Source organism: Paracoccus albus, assembly GCF_027913035.1.
Classification (GTDB): domain Bacteria; phylum Pseudomonadota; class Alphaproteobacteria; order Rhodobacterales; family Rhodobacteraceae; genus Paracoccus; species Paracoccus albus.
Genome location: NZ_CP115775.1, coordinates 1078204 through 1101470, shown reverse-complemented (window position 1 = coordinate 1101470; position 23267 = coordinate 1078204). Strand labels below are relative to the sequence as shown.

Genomic DNA, 23267 nt, shown 5'->3' with positions numbered 1-23267 from the left:
CCTGCCATGACAGACCGCGCTGCTTTTCTGAATGTCGAGAACTCTCTGACGGGCCGTCGATGGGTCGGCCCGGATCAGGACACCACCCGCCGTGCCGAGGCATTGGCGCAATCGGCTGACCTGCCCCTGCCCGTCGCCCGCATCCTTGCAGAGCGTGGCATCGAAGCCGCCGAGGCCGATGGATACCTTGCGCCGACATTACGCGAGATGCTGCCCGACCCGCTGAGCCTGCGCGACATGGCCAACGCAGCCGAGCGTCTGGTTGCGGCCACAGCGGCAGGCGAAAAAATCGCGATCTTCGCGGATTACGATGTCGATGGCGGTTCTTCCGCCGCGTTGCTGCTGGACTGGCTGCGCCAGCAGGGCCGGGACGCGACGCTTTATATCCCGGACCGCATTGACGAAGGCTATGGCCCCAACGCGCCCGCCGTTGCAGCACTTGCTGCCGAGCATGATCTGATCGTCTGCGTGGATTGCGGCACACTGTCCCATGACGCGCTCGCGGCAGGCGGTGCAGCAGATATCGTCGTTCTGGATCACCATCTTGCCGGCGAGACGCTGCCCCCGGCGCTTGCCGTGGTAAATCCCAACCGACAGGATGAGGATGGCAATCTGGGCCATCTCTGCGCGGCGGGTGTCGTGTTCCTCACATTGGTTCAGGCGGGGCGCGTGCTGCGTGAACAGGGCAAGCCCGAACCACCTCTGCTTCCGCTGCTTGACCTCGTCGCCCTGGCGACGGTCGCGGATGTTGCACCGCTGACGGGGGTCAACCGCGCTTTCGTGCGACAGGGCCTCGCGATCATGGCGCGGCGTCAGCGGCCGGGCCTGGTCGCGCTGTCAGATGTCTCGCGCGTCGACACCGCACCAAGCAGTTTTCACCTTGGCTTTATGCTGGGTCCGCGCGTGAATGCAGGTGGCCGCGTCGGCCGGGCCGATCTGGGCGCCCGCTGCCTGTCGGCCACCCATCCCGATGAGGCAAGGCGCCTGGCCGAAGAACTGGACGAACTCAACCGCGACCGCCGCGCGATAGAAGCATCGGTCCGCGAGGAGGCGCTGTCACAAGTTGAAGCCCGAGCCGACCAGGCGCTGAGTTGGGCTGCCGGTGATGGCTGGCACCCCGGCGTCGTCGGTATCGTCGCGGCGCGCGTGAAAGAGCGTACGGGCCTGCCCTCTGTCGTGATCGGGATCGAAAACGGTATCGGCAAAGGCTCCGCCCGGTCTGTTGCCGGGGTCGATCTTGGCCGCGCGGTTCATCGTCTTTCGTCAGAGGGCCTGATCGAGAAAGGCGGAGGGCACACGATGGCCGCGGGCCTGACAGTCGCCGAATCGATGATCGAGGGTGCAATGGCCCGGCTGGCGGAACTGATCCAGCCAGAGCTTCACAACCGGACCGGCACTGATGATCTGCGGATCTCTGGCCTGCTGGAACCGGCAGCGGCCACACCCGAGCTGATGGAAATGATCGAATCGGCGGGACCATTCGGTCAGGCGGCCCCTGCTCCGCGCTATGCGTTTTCCGACCTGCTACTCGACAGCGTGGCGACAATGGGCGACGGCCACCTGCGCGCGGCTTTCCGGGTGCCGGGCCAGAAACCGCTGGAGGCTGTCGCATGGGGTGCAATGCAATCGCCGCTGGGTCCTGCCCTGCTGTCCGCAAAGGGACGACGCTTTCACATCGCAGGCAAACTGGAGCTGTCGCATTGGGGCGGTCGCACCCGTGTCCGCCTGCGCCTGGACGACGCTTTCGCCCTGTAGCGAATAATTTTTTCCGCAGACGCGATTTTTCGTCTTGCAGCCCCGGCGATGCTGACCTAAACACCGCTCCACGCCGCGAGCGACGCTCGCAGGACGCCAGTGATGGCCCGTTCGTCTATCGGTTAGGACGCCAGGTTTTCAACCTGGAAAGAGGGGTTCGATTCCCCTACGGGCTGCCATTTCTCTTATAATCAACGCCTTGATGAGCAGTGGAAATGCCGGCTCAGGCCGTTTACGACTGATACGTAAATCCCGCGCCGGACGGCACAGTGCAACATGTGCCGTCGGATTCAGGACACCTGTCAGCCGGCTTGGGTATCCCACCACGGGCCGTGTGGCGCGTCCTTGCCGTCCAGACGCTGGTAACCATGCGCGCCGAAAAAATCGCGCTGCGCCTGGATCATATTGGCGGAACCGCGCGGGGTGCGCATGGCGTCGAACCATGACAGTCCCGCAGCCAATGCAGGAACCGCTATCCCGGCATTGGTCGCAGCAATTACCGCCTTGCGAAGCGCGGCCTCGTTCTTTTTCAAATACTCAGTGAAGGGATTCGCGAAAATCAGGTTGTCGCGCGGATTTTCAGTCAGTGCTGCGGCCATATCGTTCAGCATGTCCGAGCGGATGATACAGCCTTCGCGCCAGATTTTCGCGATCACAGGCATGGGCAGATGCCACTCAAACTCCTGCGATGCGCGCGTAAGCATATCGAAGCCCTGCGCATAGCACAGAACCTTGCCGGCAATCAGCGCGGCTTCCAGCGTTTCCGTGTCCAGCAGGCCCTCTGGCAATTTCTCCGGCATGGCGCCGAATACATCAGCACCGTGCTTGCGGGCATCAACCTGTGCGGACAGGTTTCTGGCAACCACGGCCGCCTCGATGACGGGGATGGCAACGGCAAGCTTCTGTGCCTCTATCGCGGTCCAGCGACCGGTGCCTTTCTGTCCCGCGGCATCGAGTATGGCGTCCAGTATCGGACCGCCCGATATGGGATCGGTCGCCCGCGAAACCTTGCCAGAGATCTCGATCAGGTAGGAGGCCAGCGGACCCTCATTCCACCTCTCGAAGGTTTCGGCGATGCGCGTCGTATCGAAACCCATGCCGTCGCGCATCAGGGCATAGGTCTCTGCAATCATCTGCATATCGGCATATTCGATGCCGTTATGCACCATTTTGACGAAATGGCCCGCGCCACCCGGCCCCATCAGCGCGGCGCATGGCTCATCACCGTATTTGGCAGAGATAGCTTGCAGCATGTCCCCCACGCGATCCCATTGCGCAGCGTCGCCGCCAATCATGATAGAGGGACCGTGGCGTGCGCCTTCTTCGCCGCCCGACACCCCGATGCCCATGAAATCATAAGACTTGCCCTGACTTTCGGCAGTGCGGCGCTCTGTATCGGTGTAGTTGGCATTACCTGCGTCGATAATAAGATCGCCTTGGTCCAGAAGGGGCGCCAGAGCTTCGATCTGCTGATCGACGACCGGACCGGCTGGCACCATAAGGATAATCGCCCGTGGCGGGGTGATCGCCGCAACAAGCGCTTCAAGCGATTTTGTCGGGGTCAAGTTGCCCGCCAGTTCGCCCGCCCCGGCGATGAAATCATCGGTGACAGATGCGGTCCTGTTGTAGACGGCAATCGGATAGCCATTCTCGGCAATGTTCATCGCCAGAGCCGCGCCCATTGTTCCAAGCCCGATCAGCCCGAAATGTGCTGCATTATTCATATGCTCAATCCATCTGATGTCATGTGTTAACCCGGTCGCAAGGTGTGGGCGTGCCGGCTGGCTGTCGTCTTGCGATCAGGCGGGCAGGAAACATGCCCTACCTTATCGCCCGCGCCGCGAACTGCAATGCGTCAGACGCGGGCGGTGATATCATCTACCAAGCGGCGCAGGTCACCGAAATATCCGCCGCTGCGGGCCGGTCTGTTGGGATCGGATGTGATTGCCACGACAAGCTGTCTTTCCGGCTGCACGACCAGCATCTGTCCGCCATAGCCGCGCGCATAGGCAGCGAATTGCCCGCCAAAGCGTGTCAGGAACCAGCCATAGCCATATTGATCGCCCGAAAACGGTGATCGTGCTCGGGCTTGCCAGGAACGCTGAATCCAGCTTTCGCTGACGATACGCTGCCCCCCGATCTGCCCGCCGCCCAGCACCATCTGCCCGATCCGCGCAAGGCCAAGTGGGCTGACCGCCATGTCATTGCCGCCAAGATACCGACCCTGCGGATCGGCGACCCAGGGCGGGATCGCTATGTCCAGCGGATTGCCCAGCCATTCCTGCGCCAGCCGGTGAAGGCTTTGGCCAGAAGCCCGCGACAACGCTGCGCCAAGTATATGCCAACCGCCTGTGGAATAGATGAAACGCTGCCCCGGCGGTCCTTGCAGCGGCTGATCAAGCGCATATTCAACCCAATCGCTGCTGGACACCCATGCCCCGTAGTTCCCGCCAGAGGTGCTGGCGACGCCCGCACGCATCGTCAGCAGGTCCGCAACGGTCATCTGGTCACGCGCATCGCCGAAGCCCGATCTGCCAAGCAAAGGCAGGACGCGCTGATCGACACTCTCGATCACGCCGCGCTCTATCGCGATGCCGGTCAGCAGGGCGACCAATGTCTTCGACACCGATTTTACATTCGCTGGACGCTCCAGCGAGGGGCCGCGAAAGGCCTCGTCGAACAGTCGCTGGCCGCCCTGCGTCACGACGAGAGCATGAAGCTGGTCCATCCGGGCAGCATTGCGGATAACGTCATTGATGCGGGCGGTCTGTGCATAGCTTGCGCCGGCAATCATCGGAACGCTCAGCGCGGCACCAGCGGTTACAAGCAATTGTCTTCTGGAAAACGCATTCATCAAATCTTACCCCTGTTGTTCATCTTCGATGTGGGGTCGGCGTGCGGCATTCTTCAACCGCAAGATTGATAGCGCTTTTCGGTAGCACTTATCATCGCACCTCATTTATCGTCGCCATCGGGCCGCAGGCGCGAAGGTGGATTGCACTTTTTCAACGTCTTTGGGCCGGTCAGCGAGATCCACCTTGCCAGGCCCAGGGCGCACCGCCTGCCAGTTCACCAGCCAGATGGTCGATGAACAGGCGCAGCTTGGCGGGAACGGGTGTCACCTGCGGCCAGACGGCCATGATCGGCAGCGCCCTTGTCCCGGCACCTTCCAGAATCTGCACCAGCCGACCGTCGCGTCGCGCATCTGCAGTGATGAACCCCGGCAGGATCGCGATACCCAACCCGGCGATGGCCGCATCACGGACAGCCTCACCATTGTTGAAGGTCAGACGCGACCTCACCTCGGGCGAGAAGCGGCGTCCGTTCTGCTGAAACTGCCAAAGCGCTGCATCGGTCAGATGCGCATAGCTCATCAGCTGGTGCTCGCGCAGTTCCGACGGGGTATCCGGCGTCCCGTGGCGTTCCAGATAGGCAGGGCTGGCCACGACATGCTGCCGATCCTCACACAGCTTGCGGGCCATCAGTGCACCGTCCCGAGCATCACCGATGCGGATGCCGATATCATAGCCCTCTCGCGCCAGATCGCGGGTGCGGTCATCATAATCGACACGCAGTTCCAGTTCCGGGTTATCAGCCGCAAAGCGAGCGATGATGGGTGACAGATACATGGTGCCAAAGCTCATCGGTGCGGCAATGGCCAGCGTTCCGCGTAACGGTGCCGCGCCATCCATGCCCCATGCGGTGCTTTCGGTCGCTGCAATCAGTTCGGACAATGCCGGGCGCAGGCGTTCTGCCAGCCGGTTCGCGGCCTCTGTCGGCGTGATCCGCCCGGCATTGCGGCGAAACAGCGCCGCGCCGACTGTCGCCTCAAAATCAGAAACACGCTTGCTGACCACCGATTTCGACAGGTTCAGCCGCGCCGCCGCAGCCGTCACCGTGCCAAGCTCCATGACCGTCAGGAAGGTTTCGATTTCGTCCAGTGAGTAGCGCATGAATACAGGTTAACAGCACCACGGGCGTTCGCAAGGACCGAACACCGGATCCGCCCAGACCCTTCTGGCGTTCTGCCTGACAGGCCCGATATTGAACCCAGCAAACAACGGAGGCCGAAATGGACCTTACAGGAATTCACCACCTGACGGCGATCACGGCAGATGCGCCGGCCAACAATCGCTTCTACACCGAAACGCTGGGGCTCCGGCGGGTCAAGAAAACCGTCAATCAGGATGATACCTCCGCCTATCACCTGTTCTTCGCCGATGGCGTGGGCAGTCCGGGCACCGATCTGACCTTTTTCGACTGGCCTGTCGCCCGCGAACGGCGCGGCACACATTCGATCAGCCGCACCGGGCTGCGCGTGAACGAGTCCAGCCTGGATTACTGGGCCGGACGCCTGCGCGACCATGACCTGACCGTTGGAGATATCACAACGCTCGACACCCGCGCCACGCTGGATTTCGAGGACCCGGAGGGGCAGCGCTTCAGGCTGACAGCGGACCAACCCGGTCAGGCGCATCCCTGGGACCGCAGTCCGGTGCCCGCCGACCATCAGGTGCGTGGGCTGGGGCCGATCACGATCTCGGTTCCCGATCTTGCCCAGACAGAGGCGGTTCTGACGCAGGTCATGAACATGCGCCGCGTGCGAGACTATGCCAGCCCCGACGGCGAAGGTCAGGTCTATGTCTTTGAGATGGGCAATGGCGGTCCTTCGGCAGAATTGCATGTCGCGGTGCAGCCTGATCTGCCGGTCGCGCGTCAGGGTGCTGGTGCCGTTCACCACGTTGCCTTCAGGACGCCCGATGTTCCGGCCATTCACGAATGGGCCAACCGCCTGAACGAGTTTCGCATACCCTCATCGGGTGAGGTCGAGCGCTACTACTTCCGCTCGCTCTATTTCCGCGAACCGGGCGGCAACCTGTTCGAGATTGCCACCGACGGGCCGGGCTTCGATGTGGATGAACCGCTCGAAACGATGGGCGAGGGCCTGTCCCTTCCCCCGTTCCTGGAGCCGCGCCGTGCACAGATCGAGGCTAACCTGAAACCGCTCGACTAAAGGCGGTTATTCGCCAGACCACAGGCCGCCGGGTAATCCCGGCGGCCTTTTTCCTGTCACGCCCTTGCAATCCTGACCCGGTCAGTCGACGCTGCCGTATACCAGACATTGCAGGGGGTCATCATGGCGACAGAAGGACTTGGCGCGACAATCGGCCCGGTGATTGTTTTGATGGGTGCCGCCGTTGTCGCCGTGCCCCTGTTCCGGCTTCTGGGGCTGGGGTCCGTACTGGGCTATTTTACCGCCGGCATGATTGTCGGTCCCTCAATCCTAGGGCTGTTCAGCGATCCCGCGGCAATCCTGCATTTCTCAGAACTTGGCGTGGTCATGTTCCTGTTCGTCGTCGGGCTGGAACTGCGACCGCAAAAGCTGTGGGCAATGCGATCACAGATTTTCGGTCTGGGATTGGCACAGGTTGCTGCCGCCATCGTCCTTTTGTCGACTGCCGGGATAATTGTTTTCCGCCTCGCCCCGACCCATGGCTTTATCGCCGCTGCGGGCTTCGTGCTGTCCTCCACCGCTGTCATCATGTCGACCCTTCAGGAGCGCGGAGAGATCGCGAGCGCCGAAGGGCAGAAATCCGTTTCGATCCTGCTGTTCGAGGATCTGCTGATCGTCCCGCTTCTTGCGGTCGTCGCCCTGCTGGCCCCTCAATCGGGCGAAGGATCGGGGCTTGGCGCGCTTACGCTTGCCCTCGCCGGGCTCGCCCTTCTGCTGATCGTCGGTCGCTGGCTGCTTGATCCGTTCTTCGCATTGCTGGCGCGCGCTCGTGCGCGCGAGGTGCTGACGGCCGGCGCGCTTCTTGTCGTACTGGGCGCCGCCATGTTGATGGAAGCCGTAGGGCTGTCCATGGCGATGGGTGCCTTTCTGGCTGGCGTGATGCTGTCCGGTTCAAGCTATCGCCATCAGATCGAAAGCGATATCGAACCGTTCCGCGGGCTTCTGATGGGGTTATTCTTTCTGGCCGTGGGAATGTCGCTTGACCTTGCTGTGGTCCTGGCGGAATGGCCGCTGCTGCTGGCGATGCTGATCGTCTATGTGCTGGTGAAGGCCGTGGCGATATACGCAATTGCGCGGATTTTTGGCAGCACCAATACGGCCGCCCTTCATCGCGCAGCGATGTTCGCACAGGGCGGCGAATTTGCCTTTGTGCTGTATTCCGCCGCCGCAGGCAGCGGGGTTATCGACGCGCGACAGAACGCGATCTTCACCACCGTTGTCATCCTGTCGATGGCCATCACGCCGCTTGTACAGATGACCGCGGACCGGAGACTACGCAGCGAAAAATCTCTGGAAGGCGTCGATCATGCGCGCGAGTTACGCGGGCAGGCACTGGTGATCGGATTTGGTCGCTTCGGCCAGATCGCGCTGCAACTGCTTCTGGCGCGCGATGTCGAGGTCTCGGTTATCGACAGCGACCCGGACCGTATCCGAGAGGCAGAGAAATGGGGCTTCAAGGTCTTTTTCGGCGATGGCACAAGGCTGGACATCCTGCGCCACTCTGGTGCCGAGGAGGCCGAAGTCATCATGATCTGCGTCGATGACCCGAAAACCGCCAGCAAAATCGTCGAGCTTGTGAGGCATGAATTCCCGCAGGCAAAGCTGCTTGTGCGCAGCTACGACCGGGGTCACTCGATGCAGCTGATCCACGCAGGAGTCGATTTCGAGATCCGAGAGACGGTCGAATCCGCCTATCGCATGGGCGAAGAAGGGCTGCGTGCGCTTGGCTGCTCGGATGCGGCTATCAGCGAAACGGCCAGTGATATCCGACGCCGCGATCGTGATCGACTGACCGAACAGGTTCAGGGCGGCATGATGGCAGGGCTAGATAAGATGCTTGTCAATCCGGTGCCGGAACCGCTGACGCAACGCAAGCGGACCGCGAACGAGGCATGACGTCAAGTGAAAAGGCCCGGCAATCGCCGGGCCTTCAAGGTCACGCCGTCAATCGGATCACGACGCGCGGGCGGCTTTCGTCGCCTCTGCCCACCATGCCAGTTCGTCCAGCATGGCTTCCAGCGAAGGCTGCAGAACCTCATCAACTTCGGACATCTCGCCGTTTTCGCCAAGCGGGCTGACCTTCAGAAACTCTCCGCCGCCAAGATGAACGGCGTCGCGGACGGGAACCATCTTCAACTCGACGGCGATACCGCGCAGATGTTCGATGGCGCGTGCAGCACCGACACCGCCATAGCCCATTGCCGCGACGGGCTTGTGGTTCCATTCCTTATAGGCCTGATCCAGGGCATTCTTCAGCACACCGGGGATCGAGTGGTTATATTCGGCAGTCAGAATGATATAGCCGTCAAATTCCGCCAGCTTCTTCTGCCATGCAACCACCTTGGGGTCTTCGCTGGGCACCCACAGATTCGATGCCTTCTCATCGAAGAACGGCAGATCGAAATCGCGCAGGTCCAGAAGTTCGAACTCCATGTCATCGCGCTTCTGGACGTTGTCCATCAGCCATTTTGCCGGTTTGTCAGCAAAGCGGACGTCGCGTGTGGTGCTGATGATGACGCCAATCTTGGTCTTAGCCATAGTATCCTATCCTTTTATTAAAATCGGCGGCACGTTGATCGGTGCCGCCCCAATTCCTCGGCGCAAAATTACGCCTCCCGCGGACGCCCGGCCAGATGGTTAACCCGAAACTCCGCGTTCGCTAACGCCGAACGACTGTCAGGGGATTCTGGTTTCAGCTTTTTTGTGTGAAATCGCGCAGCGCCGGCACAGTCAGCAATTTGGAGAGTTCACCGCCAACCCGCCAAGCGAGGTTTCCTTGTACTTTTCCAGCATATCTTCGCCTGTCTGACGCATCGTTTCGATACAGGCGTCCAGCGGCATGAAATGCTCTCCAGTACCGCGCAGGGCAAGGGCTGCGGCCGTGATCGCCTTGACCGAGCCAAGGGCGTTGCGTTCGATACAAGGCACCTGCACCAATCCCAGAACAGGGTCGCAGGTCATCCCCAGATGATGCTCAAGCGCAATCTCGGCGGCGTTTTCGACCTGTGCGGGCGTCCCACCCAGAAGCTCCGCAAGCCCCGCGGCAGCCATCGCAGACGCAGACCCCACCTCTGCCTGACAGCCGCATTCCGCGCCAGAGATCGAGGCATTCGCCTTGATGATCCCGCCAATCGCGGCAGCCGTCAGCAGATAGCGATGCAATGCCGGATCATCCTCGGGCAGGTCCAGAACCTCTCTCGCATATCGCATCACGGCCGGGACGATACCCGCCGCCCCATTCGTCGGCGCCGTCACGATACGACCACCGGCGGCATTCTCCTCATTCACGGCAATCGCATAAGCCGCGACCTTTTCGAAGGCGCTATGCGGCATAAGGTTCCGCCCCGGCATGTCTTGGGCAAGGCTGGGTGCCCGACGTTCCAGGCCAAGCCCGCCGGGAAGCTCGCGCTGCCGGGTTTCCAGGCCCCGCTCTATGCAGGCGAACATGGTGCCGACAACCCGCCCAAGCGCTTCTTTCAGATCGGCCTCTGACCGGCATGCAAGTTCATTTCGGCGCTTCATTTCGCTGATGGACAGCCCCGAATCTGCCGCCATGCGAAGCATCCCTTCTGCACTGCCAAAGGGAAAAGGCACATTCTGATCTTCGGGACCGGGCGCATCACGTGCAGCGCTCAGCTCCTCCTCTGTCAGCACAAAGCCGCCCCCGATCGAATAGAAGGTTTCCTCGGCCACCACCTCTTGTCCGTTTTTGAGCCGGAAGGTCAGCGCGTTGCTATGAGCTTCCAGACGTTCGCCATAGGCGAAGCGGATCGCGGTATCGGCGTCGAAATCCAGTGATGCGCCACCTTCAAGCGGAAGCATCCGCCGGTCGCGGACGCAGGTCATGACCTGCTCTGCCTGCTGCGGGTCAAGCGTTTCCGGCCTGATGCCCGCAAGCCCAAGGATCACCGCCCGGTCGGTGGCATGTCCCTTGCCGGTAAAGGCCAGAGATCCCCACAGCACAACCTCGACCAAACTGCCTTCGGACAGGGTGTCCAGATGTTCAGTAGCGAAGCGGTTCGCCGCGATCATCGGCCCCATCGTGTGTGACGACGACGGCCCCACTCCGATCTTGAACATATCCAGTACCGACAGAAACAAGCTTCCCCCCTTGATCCGCGACGATCTGTCCAGACGATAGGCGCAAGCGCGGCCTATTGAAACCCACAGCCGACGCGGACTGGTGTTGCATCATTGCATCGTGCGCCGACGCGTGCCGGTTTGTTCATTGAACTCAGCGAGGCACAAAATTAACCAATAGAAATTATCGGGAATCTCAGCCAGTTTTCAGCCACAGAGTCCCCTTGCGAAATGAGGGAACAATGTTGCGCAAAACCATGCTTCCGCTGGCCGGGGTTTCGACCCTTGCCCTGATGACCGCCACTGCCTGGGGACAGGAACCAATCGTTCTTGATACACTCACCCTGGTCGCGGCTGGCGAGGAGAATATCGAGACCACCGGCGGCGCTGTCGTCACCGCCGAGGATGTCGAAGAGCTTCAACCGGACAACGTGTCCGAACTGTTCGCGCGTGAATCGGCTGTTACCGTCTCTGGCGGCGCGGGACCGTCGAAGCGCGTCTATGTCTTCGGGATCGAACAGTCGAAACTGGCGGTCAGCGTGGACGGCGTGCCGCAAGGCCCGCAAAGCTGGCACCATACCGGATCAAATGTGATCGACCCGGCCTTTATCCGTTCGGTCGAAGTCGAGGCGGGCGCGGCCGCAGCCGATGCCGGATTTGCAGCGGCGGCAGGTGCTGTGCGCTATGAAACTGTTGGTGCGCGTGATCTGCTGGAAGATGGCAAGAACATCGGTGGCCGTGCCTCTCTGTCATATGGCGACAACGGTCGCGGGTTTGCTGGCAGCCTTGCCGGCTATGGCGTCTATGGCGGCTTCGATTACTTTGTCATGCTACACGGCCAGAACGGTGAAAATTACACCGCCGGCAATGGCCGCGAGATGCCCGGCACGGAACCCGCAGCGCAAGGCGTTCTGGTGAAGCTGGGTTACGAGGTCGGCGGAAGCCGGTTCGAGCTTGCCTATGACCGGTCGCGCGACGATGCCGACCGGGTCATCAAGATGAACATGGACCTCAACCGCGACACAGAGGTTTTCCCGCTTGAGGTCGACAGCGAGACTTTGCGCCTGTCATGGACCGCGACATCGCCCACCGATACATGGGACCCGAGCGCAGAACTTTATATCGGTTCAACCAATTACTGGCGCCCCAACTATATCGTCGGCGACCTGATTGATCCCGTCGATGGAAGCTCTCGACCGAATGGCGATATGGAACTGGATCGCGATTCCTTCGGCGGTGTTCTGAAGAATACCTTTACCTTGGCGCAGGGCACGATCACCGCTGGCGTCGATTTCGCCGATAATGACTACATGGTCTACAATTACGGCGACCACTCCGGCGCGCCGGGGCCGGAATGGAACTTTACCACCTTTCAGGTTGGCACCTTCGTTCAGGGTCGTTTCGACTTTGGCAACGGCTTCGACCTGTCGACCGGTATGCGCTATGACCATCATCGCCTGACAGACTGGAACAACGACCGCTTCGAAAGCTCTGGCGCAAGTGCCAACGCGACCCTGTCCTATCGTTTCAACGATATGTTCGAAGTCTTTGCGGGCGCGTCGCATACATGGATGGGCTTTGACATCGGCGAGTACGGGCTGCTTCATGCCCGCGATGCCGCTTTCATCACCGATCCGGATCTCGAACCGGCGACCGCAAAGAACTACAAGATCGGCCTGAATGCGAGCGGTGCGAACTGGCGTGGTGGCTTGACCTTCTTTGATACCCGTCTGGACGGTCTGGGTGATTACGATGTCGGCGCGGGTATGCTGACCAACGCCGAGGAAGGCCGCAGCAAGGGGTTCACCCTTAACGCCAGCTATGACTGGTCAAACGGGCGCGTTGGCGCGACCTACACGAAGGCCGATGTGACTTCTGACGGCGATTTCGCGTTGCCCACGGGCGGCTCTCTGATGCCGGTCGGGGATATGGCGACGCTCTATGTCGATCAGGAACTTCCGCAATATGACCTGAAACTGGGCGCGACGCTGGAATGGGCGGGCGAATTGTCAGACGACGCGATGGAGGCTGCAAGCTTCGACAAACACGACAGCTACAGCATCGTGAACGCCTATGCCGAATGGACACCACCGCAGGCGAACGGAGCCAAGCTGCGCCTTGGTGTCGATAACCTGTTCGACGAAACCTATTACGAGCGGTCAAGCTATGTGAAACGCGTGGCTGGCAGCCGTGATATCCAGCCGGCTTACGGCCCGGGTCGGACCATTACGCTGAGTGTTTCGAAATCGTTCTGATCCGCACAGAAGTCCACTGATCGTTTGAGGGGTCGCATATAGCGGCCCCTTTTTCAATCTGTGTCACCCTCATCCGATGGCGCCGCCCGGTAGGTGTCGATCAGCTTGCGCATCAGGTCCCGGAACTGATCCTGTTCTGCAGCGGTCAGCCCCGCCATTGCGCTGTCATTGGTTTCGTTCGCAGCTGCGATTGCCGCGCCGCGTTTGTCCCGCGCCGCCTGCGTCAGCCAGACCCGCTGAACCCTGCGATCGGTTTCATCGGTTTTGCGGCGGATCAGCCCGTCCCGCTCCATCCGGGAAAGGGTATTCGCCATCGTCGCCTGCTCAATATCCAGCCGCTCGACCAGCTGTTTCTGCGACAGCCCATCTTCTTCCCATAATTCGAGAAGCGCGGGGAACGTGCCGGTCGACAGGCCCAGCGGCTTGATGCGCGCGGCAAGACCACGCTCGAAAATGCGGGCCATATGGTTGGCGAGGTAGCCAGCGGAGTTTCTTTTACTGAATGTCATATCACCACCTAATACTTGAATAGCGTGCTATGCAATGATATATAGCTTGCTATTGGATAGTTGAAGGAGACTTCAGATGACAAAGATCATTCACCCCATCGCTGCTGCCGTCGCGCTGCTGACCACCCTGACCTTCTGGCTAAGCACATTCCTGTCCGAACTGTCCGGTGACCTCGACCTGATCACCGGCGTCAAGACGCTGATACCCTGGGGCTTGCTGATCCTGCTCCCTGCAATGGCCGCTGTCGGCGCGTCCGGTTTCCGCATGGGGCAAAAACGGCGCGGCCCGGTGGTCGAGGCGAAGCGGAAGCGCATGCCGATCATCGCGGCGAACGGGATTTTGATCCTGATCCCGTCAGCGCTGTATCTTTCCGCCAAGGCACAGGCAGCACAGTTCGACGCGGCGTTCGTTGCCGTTCAAACAATCGAATTGATCGCGGGCGCGATCAACATCACGCTTCTGAGCCTGAGTATGCGCGACGGCTTGCGCCTGACGGGCAAACTGCGGCGTAAGCTTGCCAGCAGCCATTGACAGCTGCTGGTGAAACTTCATTGCCGCTCAGGCGACATCCACAAATGCAAATCCGTTCGGACCGAGTTTAAGTTCACGCCCGTTTAACTCCGCCGTTTGCGACGGGCCGACAAGAATTCCGCCCTGACCTTCCGGCGGAAGGTTCGTATCCACCGCCTCTGTTCCAAGGTTGAAGGCACAGATCAGCCCTTCACGCTGGAACATCAACACGGGGTTCGGCCGGTTGTAGAAATGGGCCGGACCACGTCCATGCAGTTCAACCCGTTCCGCCCGGAATTCCAGCATATGCCGGTAAAAGTGCAGCACGGAATCGCTCTGCGCCTCTTGTGCCGCGACATTGCGGGCCAGTTGGGGCGGCTTGACGGGCAACCACGGTCTACCTTCGGAAAACCCGCCCGAGGTGTTGCCGTTAGCGTCCCAGACCATCGGCGTTCGGCAACCATCCCTGCCCTTGTAATCCGGCCAGAAACGTATCCCCGGCGGGTCCGTCAGTTCGGCAAACTCCAGCTCGGTTTCCGTCTGACCCAATTCTTCGCCCTGATAGAGGCAAACGGAACCGGGGAAGGAAAGCAGCATCGCTGCCGCCAGCTTTGCAAGACTGTCCTGATCGGCGCCATGTTCTTCCCACCGCGTCAGATGGCGAATGACATCGTGGTTCGAAAAAGCCCATGTCGGCCAGCCATCGGGTGCTTTCTTGAAGAAGGTTTCGATCTTCTGGCGGAAATGCTTCGGCGTGAATTCCGGGCCGAGCATGTCGAAGCTGTAGGCCTGATGCAGATGCTTATCGCCCGATGTATATTCGGCCATGATCTCGACTGCGCGGGTCGAATCGCCGACCTCACCCACCATCGAGGCGCCGTATTCATCCGTCAGCTCTCGCATCCGGGCGAGGAAATCGAGGTTCTCCGGCCGAGTCTTGGAAAACTTGTGAAGCTGCATTTCGTAGGGATTGACCTGCGGCTCCCCCTTGCGGGCCGGGTTCTTGCGCAGCTTCGCGTCGTGGAAATAGAAGTTCACCGTATCCAGACGGAATCCATCCACGCCCCGATCCAGCCAGAACCGCATGGTGTCCAGCAGCCAGTCCTGAACCTCTTTGTTGTGAAAGTTGAAATCCGGCTGCGAGCTCAGGAAGTTGTGCAGATAATACTGCTTGCGGTGCCCGTCCCATTCCCAGGCAGAGCCACCAAAGACCGATGACCAGTTATTGGGCGGCGTGCCGTCTGATTGCGCATCGGCCCAGACGTACCAGTCGGCTTTCGGATTTTCGCGATCCTTCCGGCTTTCAACAAAGAAAGGATGCTGGTCAGAGGAATGGCTGAGCACCTGATCAATGACAACTTTCAGCCCGAATTCATGCGCTTTCGCCACGAACCTGTCAAAATCCTCCAATGTCCCGAACAGAGGATCAATGTCGGTATAGTCGGACACGTCATAGCCCATATCGGCCATCGGAGAGGTGAAGATCGGCGACAGCCACACGGCATCGACACCGAGGCTGGCAATATAGCGCAGCCGTTCGGTGATACCCTTCAGATCACCTATCCCGTCACCATTGCTGTCCTGAAAGGATCTCGGATAGACCTGATATGTCACAGAGCCACGCCACCAGTCATTCACCATCGTCACACCTCCACCGCGCTTTCGAACCATTGAATACGACGACGCTCCGCCGTAATGTTGCCGCTAACATATCAGACATACGGAACGCCATGATGACACAGCCAGCGGTCAGCGCCAGCCCCAAGGAACTCGGCCAGTCGATTCAGGATCATCTGGTCTATTCCATCGGCAAGGATGCGGCACATGCTTCTTTGCATGACTGGCGGGTCGCATTGTCTCTGGCCGTACGCGACCGGATTGTCGAGCCGTGGTTTGCCTCGACCCGTGCGATTTACGGACGCGGGCTGAAGCGGGTTCATTATCTTTCGATGGAATTCCTGATCGGTCGCCTGCTGGAAGATTCGGTCGTCAATCTGGGTCTGGACGATGCCGCGCGCGGGGCACTGAAAGGTTTCGGCGTGGATTATGACGAGGTGATCCATAATGAACCCGAAGCCGCGCTTGGCAATGGCGGGCTGGGCCGACTGGCGGCCTGCTATATGGAAAGCATGGCGACGGTGGGTTGCCCCGCCTATGGCTACGGCCTGCGCTATGAGCACGGGCTGTTCCGGCAGAGATTCGATCACGGCCGACAGGTCGAAACCGCCGAAAGCTGGCTGAAATCCCGCAACCCGTGGGAGTTTGAGCGCCCCGAGGCAGCCTATGAGATCGGCTTCGGCGGTTGGATCGAAGGGGACGGACCGAAAAAGGTCTGGCATCCGGAAGAAAGTGTCATCGCCGCAGCCTATGACATGCCCATTGTCGGCTGGCGCGGGAAATGGGCCAACACACTGCGCCTCTGGTCAGGCAAGCCGGTGCAGGAATTCGACCTCGAACGGTTCAATCGCGGCGAATATGTCGCCGCTGGCGTGGCAGAGTCGCTGGCCCGGACGATCACCCGTGTTCTGTATCCCGACGATTCGACGGAAGCCGGCAAGGAACTCCGGCTGAAGCAGGAATATTTCTTCACCGCCGCCTCTGTCCGCGACATCATGCGCCGCTTCGCGCAGGGCGGCGAGCCCATCGCCCGACTGCCCGATCGCGTGGCGATACAGATGAACGACACGCATCCGGCCATTGCTGGTGCGGAACTTGTGCGTGTGCTTATCGACGATTTCGACCAGCCGTTCGACGATGCCGCCGATATGGCCGTGCGCGTGTTGAACTATACCAACCACACCCTTCTGCCCGAAGCGTTGGAAGCTTGGTCCGAAGGGCTTTTCCGGAAGGTCCTGCCGCGCCACATGGATCTGGTGGAGCGGATCGACGACCACCACAAGCGCCGCAACCCGTCCCGCCCTTGGGAGCTTTCGGCGATCCACCATGGCTCTGTGCATATGGGAACGCTGGCCTTCATGCAGTCGGGTCATGTGAACGGCGTATCCGCGCTGCACACCGACCTGATGAAGGAATCGGTTTTTCACGATCTGAACGCGCTGCATCCCGACCGTATCGTCAACGTCACCAATGGCGTGACGCCGCGCCGCTGGCTTTATTCGGCCAATCCGGCACTATCGGGTCTGATAACGGAGACGCTGGGCTCAGAGGATTGGGTCAACCACCTCGACCAGCTGACCGGGCTGGAGGCCCATGTCAGCGACAACGGCTGGCTCGACCGTTATGCGGCTGCGAAGCGTCACAACAAGGTGGCGCTGTCCAACTGGCTGGGCGAAACCATCGGATTGACGCCCGATCCCGAGGCGATCTTCGATGTGCAGATCAAGCGCATTCACGAATATAAACGCCAGTTGCTGAACGTGCTGGAAACCATCGCTCGCTGGGATGAAATCCGCCAGAACCCCGATGCCGACTGGCAGCCCCGCGTCAAGATATTCGGCGGCAAGGCGGCACCGGGCTATGCTGTTGCCAAGGAAATTATTCATCTGATTAATGACGTCGCTGCGGTCGTGAACAACGATCCACTGATGAAAGGCCGCCTGATGGTGGTCTATCCGCCGAATTACAATGTTTCGATGGCGGTACGGCTGATCCCGGCGGCTGATCTGTCAGAGCAGATTTCAACGGCGGGCAAGGAAGCCTCGGGCACGGGCAATATGAAGCTTTCACTGAACGGTGCGCTGACCATTGGCACGCTGGACGGGGCGAATGTCGAAATCCGCGAGCATGTCGGGGCCGAAAACTTCTTTCTGTTCGGCATGACGACAGAGCAGGTCGAGGCCCGCCGCCAGGTACCAGACCATGCCCGCAAGGCGATTGCAGATTCGGCTGCGTTGTCACGCGCCATCAGTCTGATCGCACTTGGTACATTTGGTGGTGACCCGGCGCGCTACGGTCGCCTTGTCGATATTCTGACGAATTGGGACACCTATCTCGTCTGCTCCGATTTTGCCGATTACCAATCGACTCAGAAGCTCATTGATGCCTCATATGGGAACAAGCAGGCATGGAACCGCATGGCTGCGCTGAATACCGCGCGTATGGGTTGGTTCTCATCCGATCGCTCGGTCCGGGAATATATGGGTAAGATCTGGAAGATTGAGGGGGCACGCGATGATCAAACGGCACAGGAACTCGGTCTCGTGGCAGGCTGAGGACGCTGAGGGCCGACGCACCGCCCTTTTGCCCGAGCGGGCCCGCGCGCTTGCCGACGGGCGCGAGACTGAGCCTTTTACTTTGCTGGGTCCGCATCCGCATGGCGACGGCTGGCGCGTTCTGGCACTGGATCATGGTGCCGCCGAAATGTCGCTTGCCACGATCAAGGGGATCTATCCGATGGATCCGGTCGATGATGCACCGGGCCTGTTCATCGGCATCATGCCCGAACTGGCCCCCTATCTGCTGCGAGGCAAAGACAGCGACAATGAGTGGGAGTATGAGGACGCCTATCGCTTTTCCCCGGTGCTTGGCGAGATCGACGAACATCTGATCGGTGAAGGCACGCATCGCCAACTTTGGCGGGTGCTGGGCGCGCATGTCATGACGCATCAGGGCGTCGACGGGGTGCATTTTGCTGTCTGGGCGCCAAATGCCCGACGTGTGGCCTTGCTGGGCGATTTCAACAATTGGGACGCTCGCAGGCATGGGATGCGGCGGCGCGGATCGACCGGGGTGTGGGAAATCTTCATCCCGCATATCGGTGCGGGCGCGTCCTATAAATACGCGATTACCGGGGCACATGGCGAGCCCCTGCCCCAGAAGGCCGATCCGGTTGGCTTTGGCGCGGAACATCCGCCGGCCACGGCTTCTGTCGTGCGCGACATTCAGGATCATGACTGGCAAGATGCGACATGGATGGCTGACCGCGCAGTCGCCCAGAACGTTGCCGCCCCGATCTCTATCTATGAGGTCCATCTGGGAAGCTGGCGTCGGGTGGCAGAGGATGGCAACCGGCCGCTGTCTTATCTGGAACATGCGAAGTCCCTGATCCCCTATGTCGTCGATATGGGATTCACCCATCTGGAATTGCTGCCGGTTTCCGAGTTTCCCTTTGACGGATCCTGGGGGTACCAGCCGGTCGGGCTGTATGCGCCGACGATCCGCTTTGGCACGCCCGACGAATTCCGCGCCCTGATCGACGCCGCCCATGCGGCAGGGATCGGCGTGTTGCTGGACTGGGTGCCGGGGCATTTCCCGTCCGACGCCCACGGGCTTGCCCGCTTCGACGGCACGGCGCTTTATGAACATGCCGACCCGCGCGAGGGGTTCCATCAGGACTGGAACACCCTGATCTACAATTATGGACGACGAGAGGTTTCAAACTACCTGACCGCCAACGCGCTGTACTGGTTGGAGGAATACCATATCGACGGGTTGCGCGTGGATGCTGTCGCTTCGATGCTCTATCGCGACTATTCGCGCAAGGCAGGTGAATGGGTGCCGAATATCCACGGCGGCCGCGAAAATCTGGAAGCGATAGAGTTTCTGCGCAACGTCAACACGGTCGCTTATGGCCAAGTGCCGGGCATCATGACGGTTGCCGAGGAATCCACCGCATTTCCCGGCGTGTCGCGACCGGTCGATGGCGGCGGCCTTGGCTTCGGGTTCAAATGGAACATGGGCTGGATGAATGACACGCTGGATTACATCAAGCACGAGCCCGTCCATCGCAGTCACCACCACAGCCAGCTGACCTTCGGACTGGTCTATGCCTTTTCTGAAAATTTCATCTTGCCGATCAGCCATGATGAGGTGGTCCACGGAAAAGGCTCTATGATCGAGAAGATGCCCGGCGATGTCTGGCAGAAGTTTGCGAATCTTCGGGCCTATTACGGCTTCATGTGGACGCATCCGGGCAAGAAGCTGCTGTTCATGGGCTGCGAATTTGCGCAGTGGAAGGAATGGAACCACGACACGTCACTGGACTGGCATCTGCTGGACGATCCGCGCCACAAGGGCGTGCAATCGCTGATCCGCGACCTGAATGGTCTGTACCGCGAACTGCCCGCGCTGCACCGGCGCGATAATGCGCCGGAAGGTTTCGGCTGGATCGAAGGGGGCGCGGCACAGGAATCCGTCCTTGCCTATGCCCGTTACGGCGAAGAAGGCGACGCGCCTGTGGTGGCCATCTGCAACTTTACACCCGTCCCGCGCCACGGCTGGCGAATAGGACTGCCGCGCGATGGTAAATGGCGTTTGCGACTGAACAGCGATGCTGGCGTTTACGGCGGCTCCAACATGGCAACATCTGAAATTCTGACGGCGGATGGTGATGAATGGCAAGGCTATGACCAGTCTGCGCTTGTCGACCTGCCGCCGCTTTCTGTGCTGATTTACGAGGCCGCCTGATTTCACCTTTGGGGGGGAGGAAACCCATGACTTCACAAAGACCGCATCGCCTGTCTTCGCGTGCGATGGCTTATGTTCTGGCCGGTGGACGCGGCTCTCGCTTGAAAGAACTCACGGACCGGCGCGCGAAACCTGCCGTCTATTTCGGCGGAAAGTCCCGCATCATCGACTTTGCCCTGTCCAATGCGCTGAACTCTGGCATCCGTAAAATGGCGGTGGCCACGCAATACAAGGCGCACAGCCTGATCCGGCACCTGAACCGGGGCTGGTCCTTCTTCAGGTCCGTGCGGAATGAATTTCTGGACATACTGCCGGCGTCCCAACAGATGGACGAAGAAAACTGGTATCGCGGCACCGCCGATGCGGTGGCACAGAACATACACATTATCGACAGCTATGACGTGGACTACCTGATCGTTCTGGCCGGTGATCACATCTACAAGATGGACTACGAACTGATGCTGCAACAGCATGTCGACAGCGGCGCCGATGTGACGGTGGGCTGCCTGACCGTGCCGCGGGCCGAGGCCTCGGCCTTTGGGGTAATGGATGTTGATGCGGATGGGCGGATCGTTTCCTTCCTTGAAAAGCCGAAGGACCCGCCGGGAATGCCGGATGATCCGGATTCGACGCTGGCCTCGATGGGAATCTATGTATTCGACTGGAAGTTCCTGCGCGAGTTGCTGCGCAAGGATTCCGGCGACGCCAATTCCAGCCATGATTTTGGACATGACCTGATCCCGGAGATTGTGATGAACGGCAAAGCTGTTGCGCATCGCTTTACCGACAGTTGCGTTCGCTCCAGCCCGGAAGCTCCGGCATATTGGCGCGATGTGGGAACGATCGATGCGTTCTGGCGGGCGAATATCGACCTGACCGATTTCTCGCCCGAGTTGGACCTGTATGACCGCGACTGGCCGATCTGGACCTACGCCGAGATCACGCCACCGGCGAAGTTCATTCACGACGACGAGGACCGGCGGGGTCATGCCGTCAGTTCGATGGTGTCAGGCGGGTGCATTATCTCCGGATCCGAGGTGAGGAACTCTCTGCTGTTCACCGGCGTGAAGGCGAACAGCTATTCCTCGCTTAAATCGGTGGTGGCGCTGCCATATGTGAATATTGGCCGCCACGTTCAGCTGACCAATGTCGTCGTGGATCGCGGCGTCGATATCCCCGAAGGATTGATCGTGGGCGAGGACCCGGAAGAGGATGCGAAGTGGTTCCGTGTAAGTGAAGGCGGGGTGACGCTGATCACGCAGGCCATGCTGGATCGCATGGCAGCCTCGGCATGACAAAGGCACCGGCAGTGCGAAAACCCGTCAAACCCGCACCGCTCACCGGCCGCGTCCTATCGGTCGCGTCCGAATGTGCTCCGCTGGTCAAGACCGGCGGTCTGGCCGATGTGGTCGGCGCTTTGCCATCTGCACTGTCGCCCCTTGGCTGGCAACTTCGCACGCTGATCCCCGCCTATCGCGGACTGTTGGAGAAACTGGAGGCCGGCGCAGAACTTTGGTCCGATAACGATCTGTTCGGCGGTCCGGCAAGGGTGCTGGGCGGCAAGGCGGCGGGACTTGATCTGCTTTTGCTCGATGCGCCGCATCTGTTTGATCGTGCCGGATCGCCCTACCTTGATGAAAGCGGAACGGACTGGCCGGACAACCCCCGGCGCTTTGCCGCGCTCGGCTGGGCTGCAGCAGAGATTTCCAAGCGGGGTCTTTCGGATGGCTGGCAGCCCGATCTGCTGCACGCCCATGACTGGCAGGCCGGTCTGGCGCCGCTTTGGGCGCAGGACGCTTTGCCTTCGGTCATGACGATTCACAACATTGCCTTTCAGGGCGTCGCCTCTGCTCGGGCAGTGGACGAGCTTCGCCTGCCACCCGCGGGCTTCACGCCAGAGGGTTATGAATACTGGGGCAAGGTCTCGACGCTGAAAGCCGGGCTGGTATATGCCGATGCGATTTCCACTGTGTCTCCAAGCTATGCTGTGGAACTGACCACGCCGGAATTCGGGTTCGGTCTTGAAGGTGTCATCCGTGCGCGCGGCGATGCGATGACCGGCATCCTCAACGGCGTCGATCTGGCGGTTTGGAGCCCCGCAACCGATCCACTGATCCCCTCGCGGTATTCGGCAGACGATATGTCGGGTAAACAGGCCTGCACAGCGGCTTTACGAGAGGAATTCGGCCTGGACGACAACGGCGGCCCTGTTTTCATCGTGGTCAGCCGGCTGACCCGGCAAAAGGGTCTGGACCTGCTGCTGGAATGCCTGCCCGGCCTTGTCGCACGGGGCGGTCAGCTTGCGGTTCTTGGCACGGGAGAGCCGGATCTGCAGGAGGGCTACCTTCGCGCCGCCGCACGCTGGCCGGGTCGGATCGGGGTCCATATCGGCTATGATGAGGCAATGTCGCACCGCATGTTTGCTGGCGCCGATGTCGTCCTTGTTCCCTCGCGGTTCGAACCCAGCGGTCTGACCCAGATGTATGGTCTGGCCTATGGCGCCCTGCCGCTGGTGGCGCGGACGGGCGGGCTGGCGGATTCTGTGATCGACGCCAATGTCGCGGCATTGCGCGATCAGGTGGCAACGGGGGTGCAATTCGCGCCAGTTACCGCCGATGCGCTGAAGCTTGCGTTGCAAAAGGTTTCAGACCTTTACGGCCAACAGGATATCTGGCAGCGGATGGTCGCAAGGGCGATGGCCCATCCGGTCGGATGGGACGCCTCGGCCCGCGAATATGCGGCGCTCTATGACAGGTTGACCGGACGCTGAAAGCTCT

Annotated in this window: 16 protein-coding genes and 1 tRNA gene; 10 read left to right on the top strand and 7 right to left on the bottom strand. The window is 60.5% G+C overall.

The features are described 5' to 3' along the window. Nucleotides 1–6 precede the first annotated feature (6 nt). Both recJ and PAF20_RS05420 read left to right on the top strand, forming a co-directional pair. A complete protein-coding gene (recJ, locus tag PAF20_RS05425; protein ID WP_271072702.1) occupies nt 7–1755 on the top strand; it encodes a single-stranded-DNA-specific exonuclease RecJ in 1749 nt (582 codons plus the stop codon). A 104-nt stretch (nt 1756–1859) separates the two neighbouring features. Next, nucleotides 1860–1934: transfer RNA gene (locus PAF20_RS05420), tRNA-Glu, on the top strand. A gap of 123 nt (nt 1935–2057) precedes the next feature. Here PAF20_RS05420 and gnd read toward each other — a convergent pair. From gnd to PAF20_RS05405, 3 genes are all read right to left on the bottom strand, one after another. Beyond that, nucleotides 2058–3479, bottom strand: a complete 1422-nt coding sequence (gene gnd, locus PAF20_RS05415; protein ID WP_271072701.1) for an NADP-dependent phosphogluconate dehydrogenase — start codon at nt 3477–3479, stop codon at nt 2058–2060. A 131-nt stretch (nt 3480–3610) separates the two neighbouring features. Continuing rightward, the gene (locus tag PAF20_RS05410; protein WP_271072700.1) at nt 3611–4585 is read right to left on the bottom strand and encodes a serine hydrolase domain-containing protein; all 975 of its coding nucleotides are present in this window, start codon (nt 4583–4585) and stop codon (nt 3611–3613) included. A gap of 193 nt (nt 4586–4778) precedes the next feature. Further along, entirely contained in the window at nt 4779–5708 is a 930-nt protein-coding gene (locus PAF20_RS05405; protein WP_271072699.1) for a LysR family transcriptional regulator, read from the bottom strand. Nucleotides 5709–5827: 119 nt separating this feature from the next. Here PAF20_RS05405 and PAF20_RS05400 point away from each other — a divergent pair, with 119 nt between their 5' ends. Continuing rightward, a complete protein-coding gene (locus PAF20_RS05400; RefSeq protein ID WP_271072698.1) occupies nt 5828–6769 on the top strand; it encodes a ring-cleaving dioxygenase in 942 nt (313 codons plus the stop codon). 123 nt (nt 6770–6892) lie between these two features. After that, nucleotides 6893–8665, top strand: a complete 1773-nt coding sequence (locus PAF20_RS05395; protein ID WP_271072697.1) for a monovalent cation:proton antiporter-2 (CPA2) family protein — start codon at nt 6893–6895, stop codon at nt 8663–8665. Between the two features lie 57 nt (nt 8666–8722). Here the strand turns inward: PAF20_RS05395 and PAF20_RS05390 are convergent, their stop codons facing one another. Further along, on the bottom strand, nt 8723–9307 hold the full coding sequence (locus tag PAF20_RS05390) for an NADPH-dependent FMN reductase (RefSeq protein WP_271072696.1): 585 nt from the start codon (nt 9305–9307) through the stop codon (nt 8723–8725). Between the two features lie 192 nt (nt 9308–9499). Further along, the gene (locus tag PAF20_RS05385; RefSeq protein ID WP_271072695.1) at nt 9500–10870 is read right to left on the bottom strand and encodes an L-serine ammonia-lyase; all 1371 of its coding nucleotides are present in this window, start codon (nt 10868–10870) and stop codon (nt 9500–9502) included. A gap of 221 nt (nt 10871–11091) precedes the next feature. Here PAF20_RS05385 and PAF20_RS05380 point away from each other — a divergent pair, with 221 nt between their 5' ends. Then, entirely contained in the window at nt 11092–13104 is a 2013-nt protein-coding gene (locus PAF20_RS05380) for a TonB-dependent receptor (RefSeq protein ID WP_271072694.1), read from the top strand. A 53-nt stretch (nt 13105–13157) separates the two neighbouring features. On the opposite strand, the gene PAF20_RS05375 is transcribed toward PAF20_RS05380, so the two are convergent. Beyond that, nucleotides 13158–13613 (bottom strand): MarR family winged helix-turn-helix transcriptional regulator, encoded by a 456-nt coding sequence (locus PAF20_RS05375; RefSeq protein ID WP_271072693.1) that lies wholly within the window; start codon nt 13611–13613, stop codon nt 13158–13160. 76 nt (nt 13614–13689) lie between these two features. Between PAF20_RS05375 and PAF20_RS05370 the strand changes: the two genes are divergently transcribed. Beyond that, nucleotides 13690–14145 (top strand): hypothetical protein, encoded by a 456-nt coding sequence (locus tag PAF20_RS05370; RefSeq protein WP_271072692.1) that lies wholly within the window; start codon nt 13690–13692, stop codon nt 14143–14145. Between the two features lie 27 nt (nt 14146–14172). Here the strand turns inward: PAF20_RS05370 and PAF20_RS05365 are convergent, their stop codons facing one another. Further along, nucleotides 14173–15762: an alpha-amylase family glycosyl hydrolase gene (locus tag PAF20_RS05365; protein ID WP_271073261.1), complete on the bottom strand. Its 1590-nt coding sequence runs from the start codon at nt 15760–15762 to the stop codon at nt 14173–14175. A gap of 92 nt (nt 15763–15854) precedes the next feature. Between PAF20_RS05365 and PAF20_RS05360 the strand changes: the two genes are divergently transcribed. Genes PAF20_RS05360 through glgA form a run of 4 tightly spaced genes read left to right on the top strand, consistent with a single transcriptional unit; the run spans nt 15855 to nt 23260 of the window. Continuing rightward, nucleotides 15855–18296, top strand: coding sequence for a glycogen/starch/alpha-glucan phosphorylase (locus PAF20_RS05360; RefSeq protein ID WP_434802942.1), 2442 nt, complete (start codon nt 15855–15857; stop codon nt 18294–18296). Continuing rightward, nucleotides 18256–20490 (top strand): 1,4-alpha-glucan branching protein GlgB, encoded by a 2235-nt coding sequence (gene glgB / locus PAF20_RS05355; protein WP_271072690.1) that lies wholly within the window; start codon nt 18256–18258, stop codon nt 20488–20490. The genes PAF20_RS05360 and glgB overlap by 41 nt, the downstream gene beginning before the upstream one ends. A 26-nt stretch (nt 20491–20516) precedes the next feature. Further along, a complete protein-coding gene (gene glgC, locus PAF20_RS05350; RefSeq protein WP_271072689.1) occupies nt 20517–21785 on the top strand; it encodes a glucose-1-phosphate adenylyltransferase in 1269 nt (422 codons plus the stop codon). Beyond that, nucleotides 21782–23260, top strand: a complete 1479-nt coding sequence (gene glgA / locus PAF20_RS05345; protein ID WP_271072688.1) for a glycogen synthase GlgA — start codon at nt 21782–21784, stop codon at nt 23258–23260. Before glgC ends, glgA begins: the two co-directional genes overlap by 4 nt. Nucleotides 23261–23267: the final 7 nt, after the last annotated feature.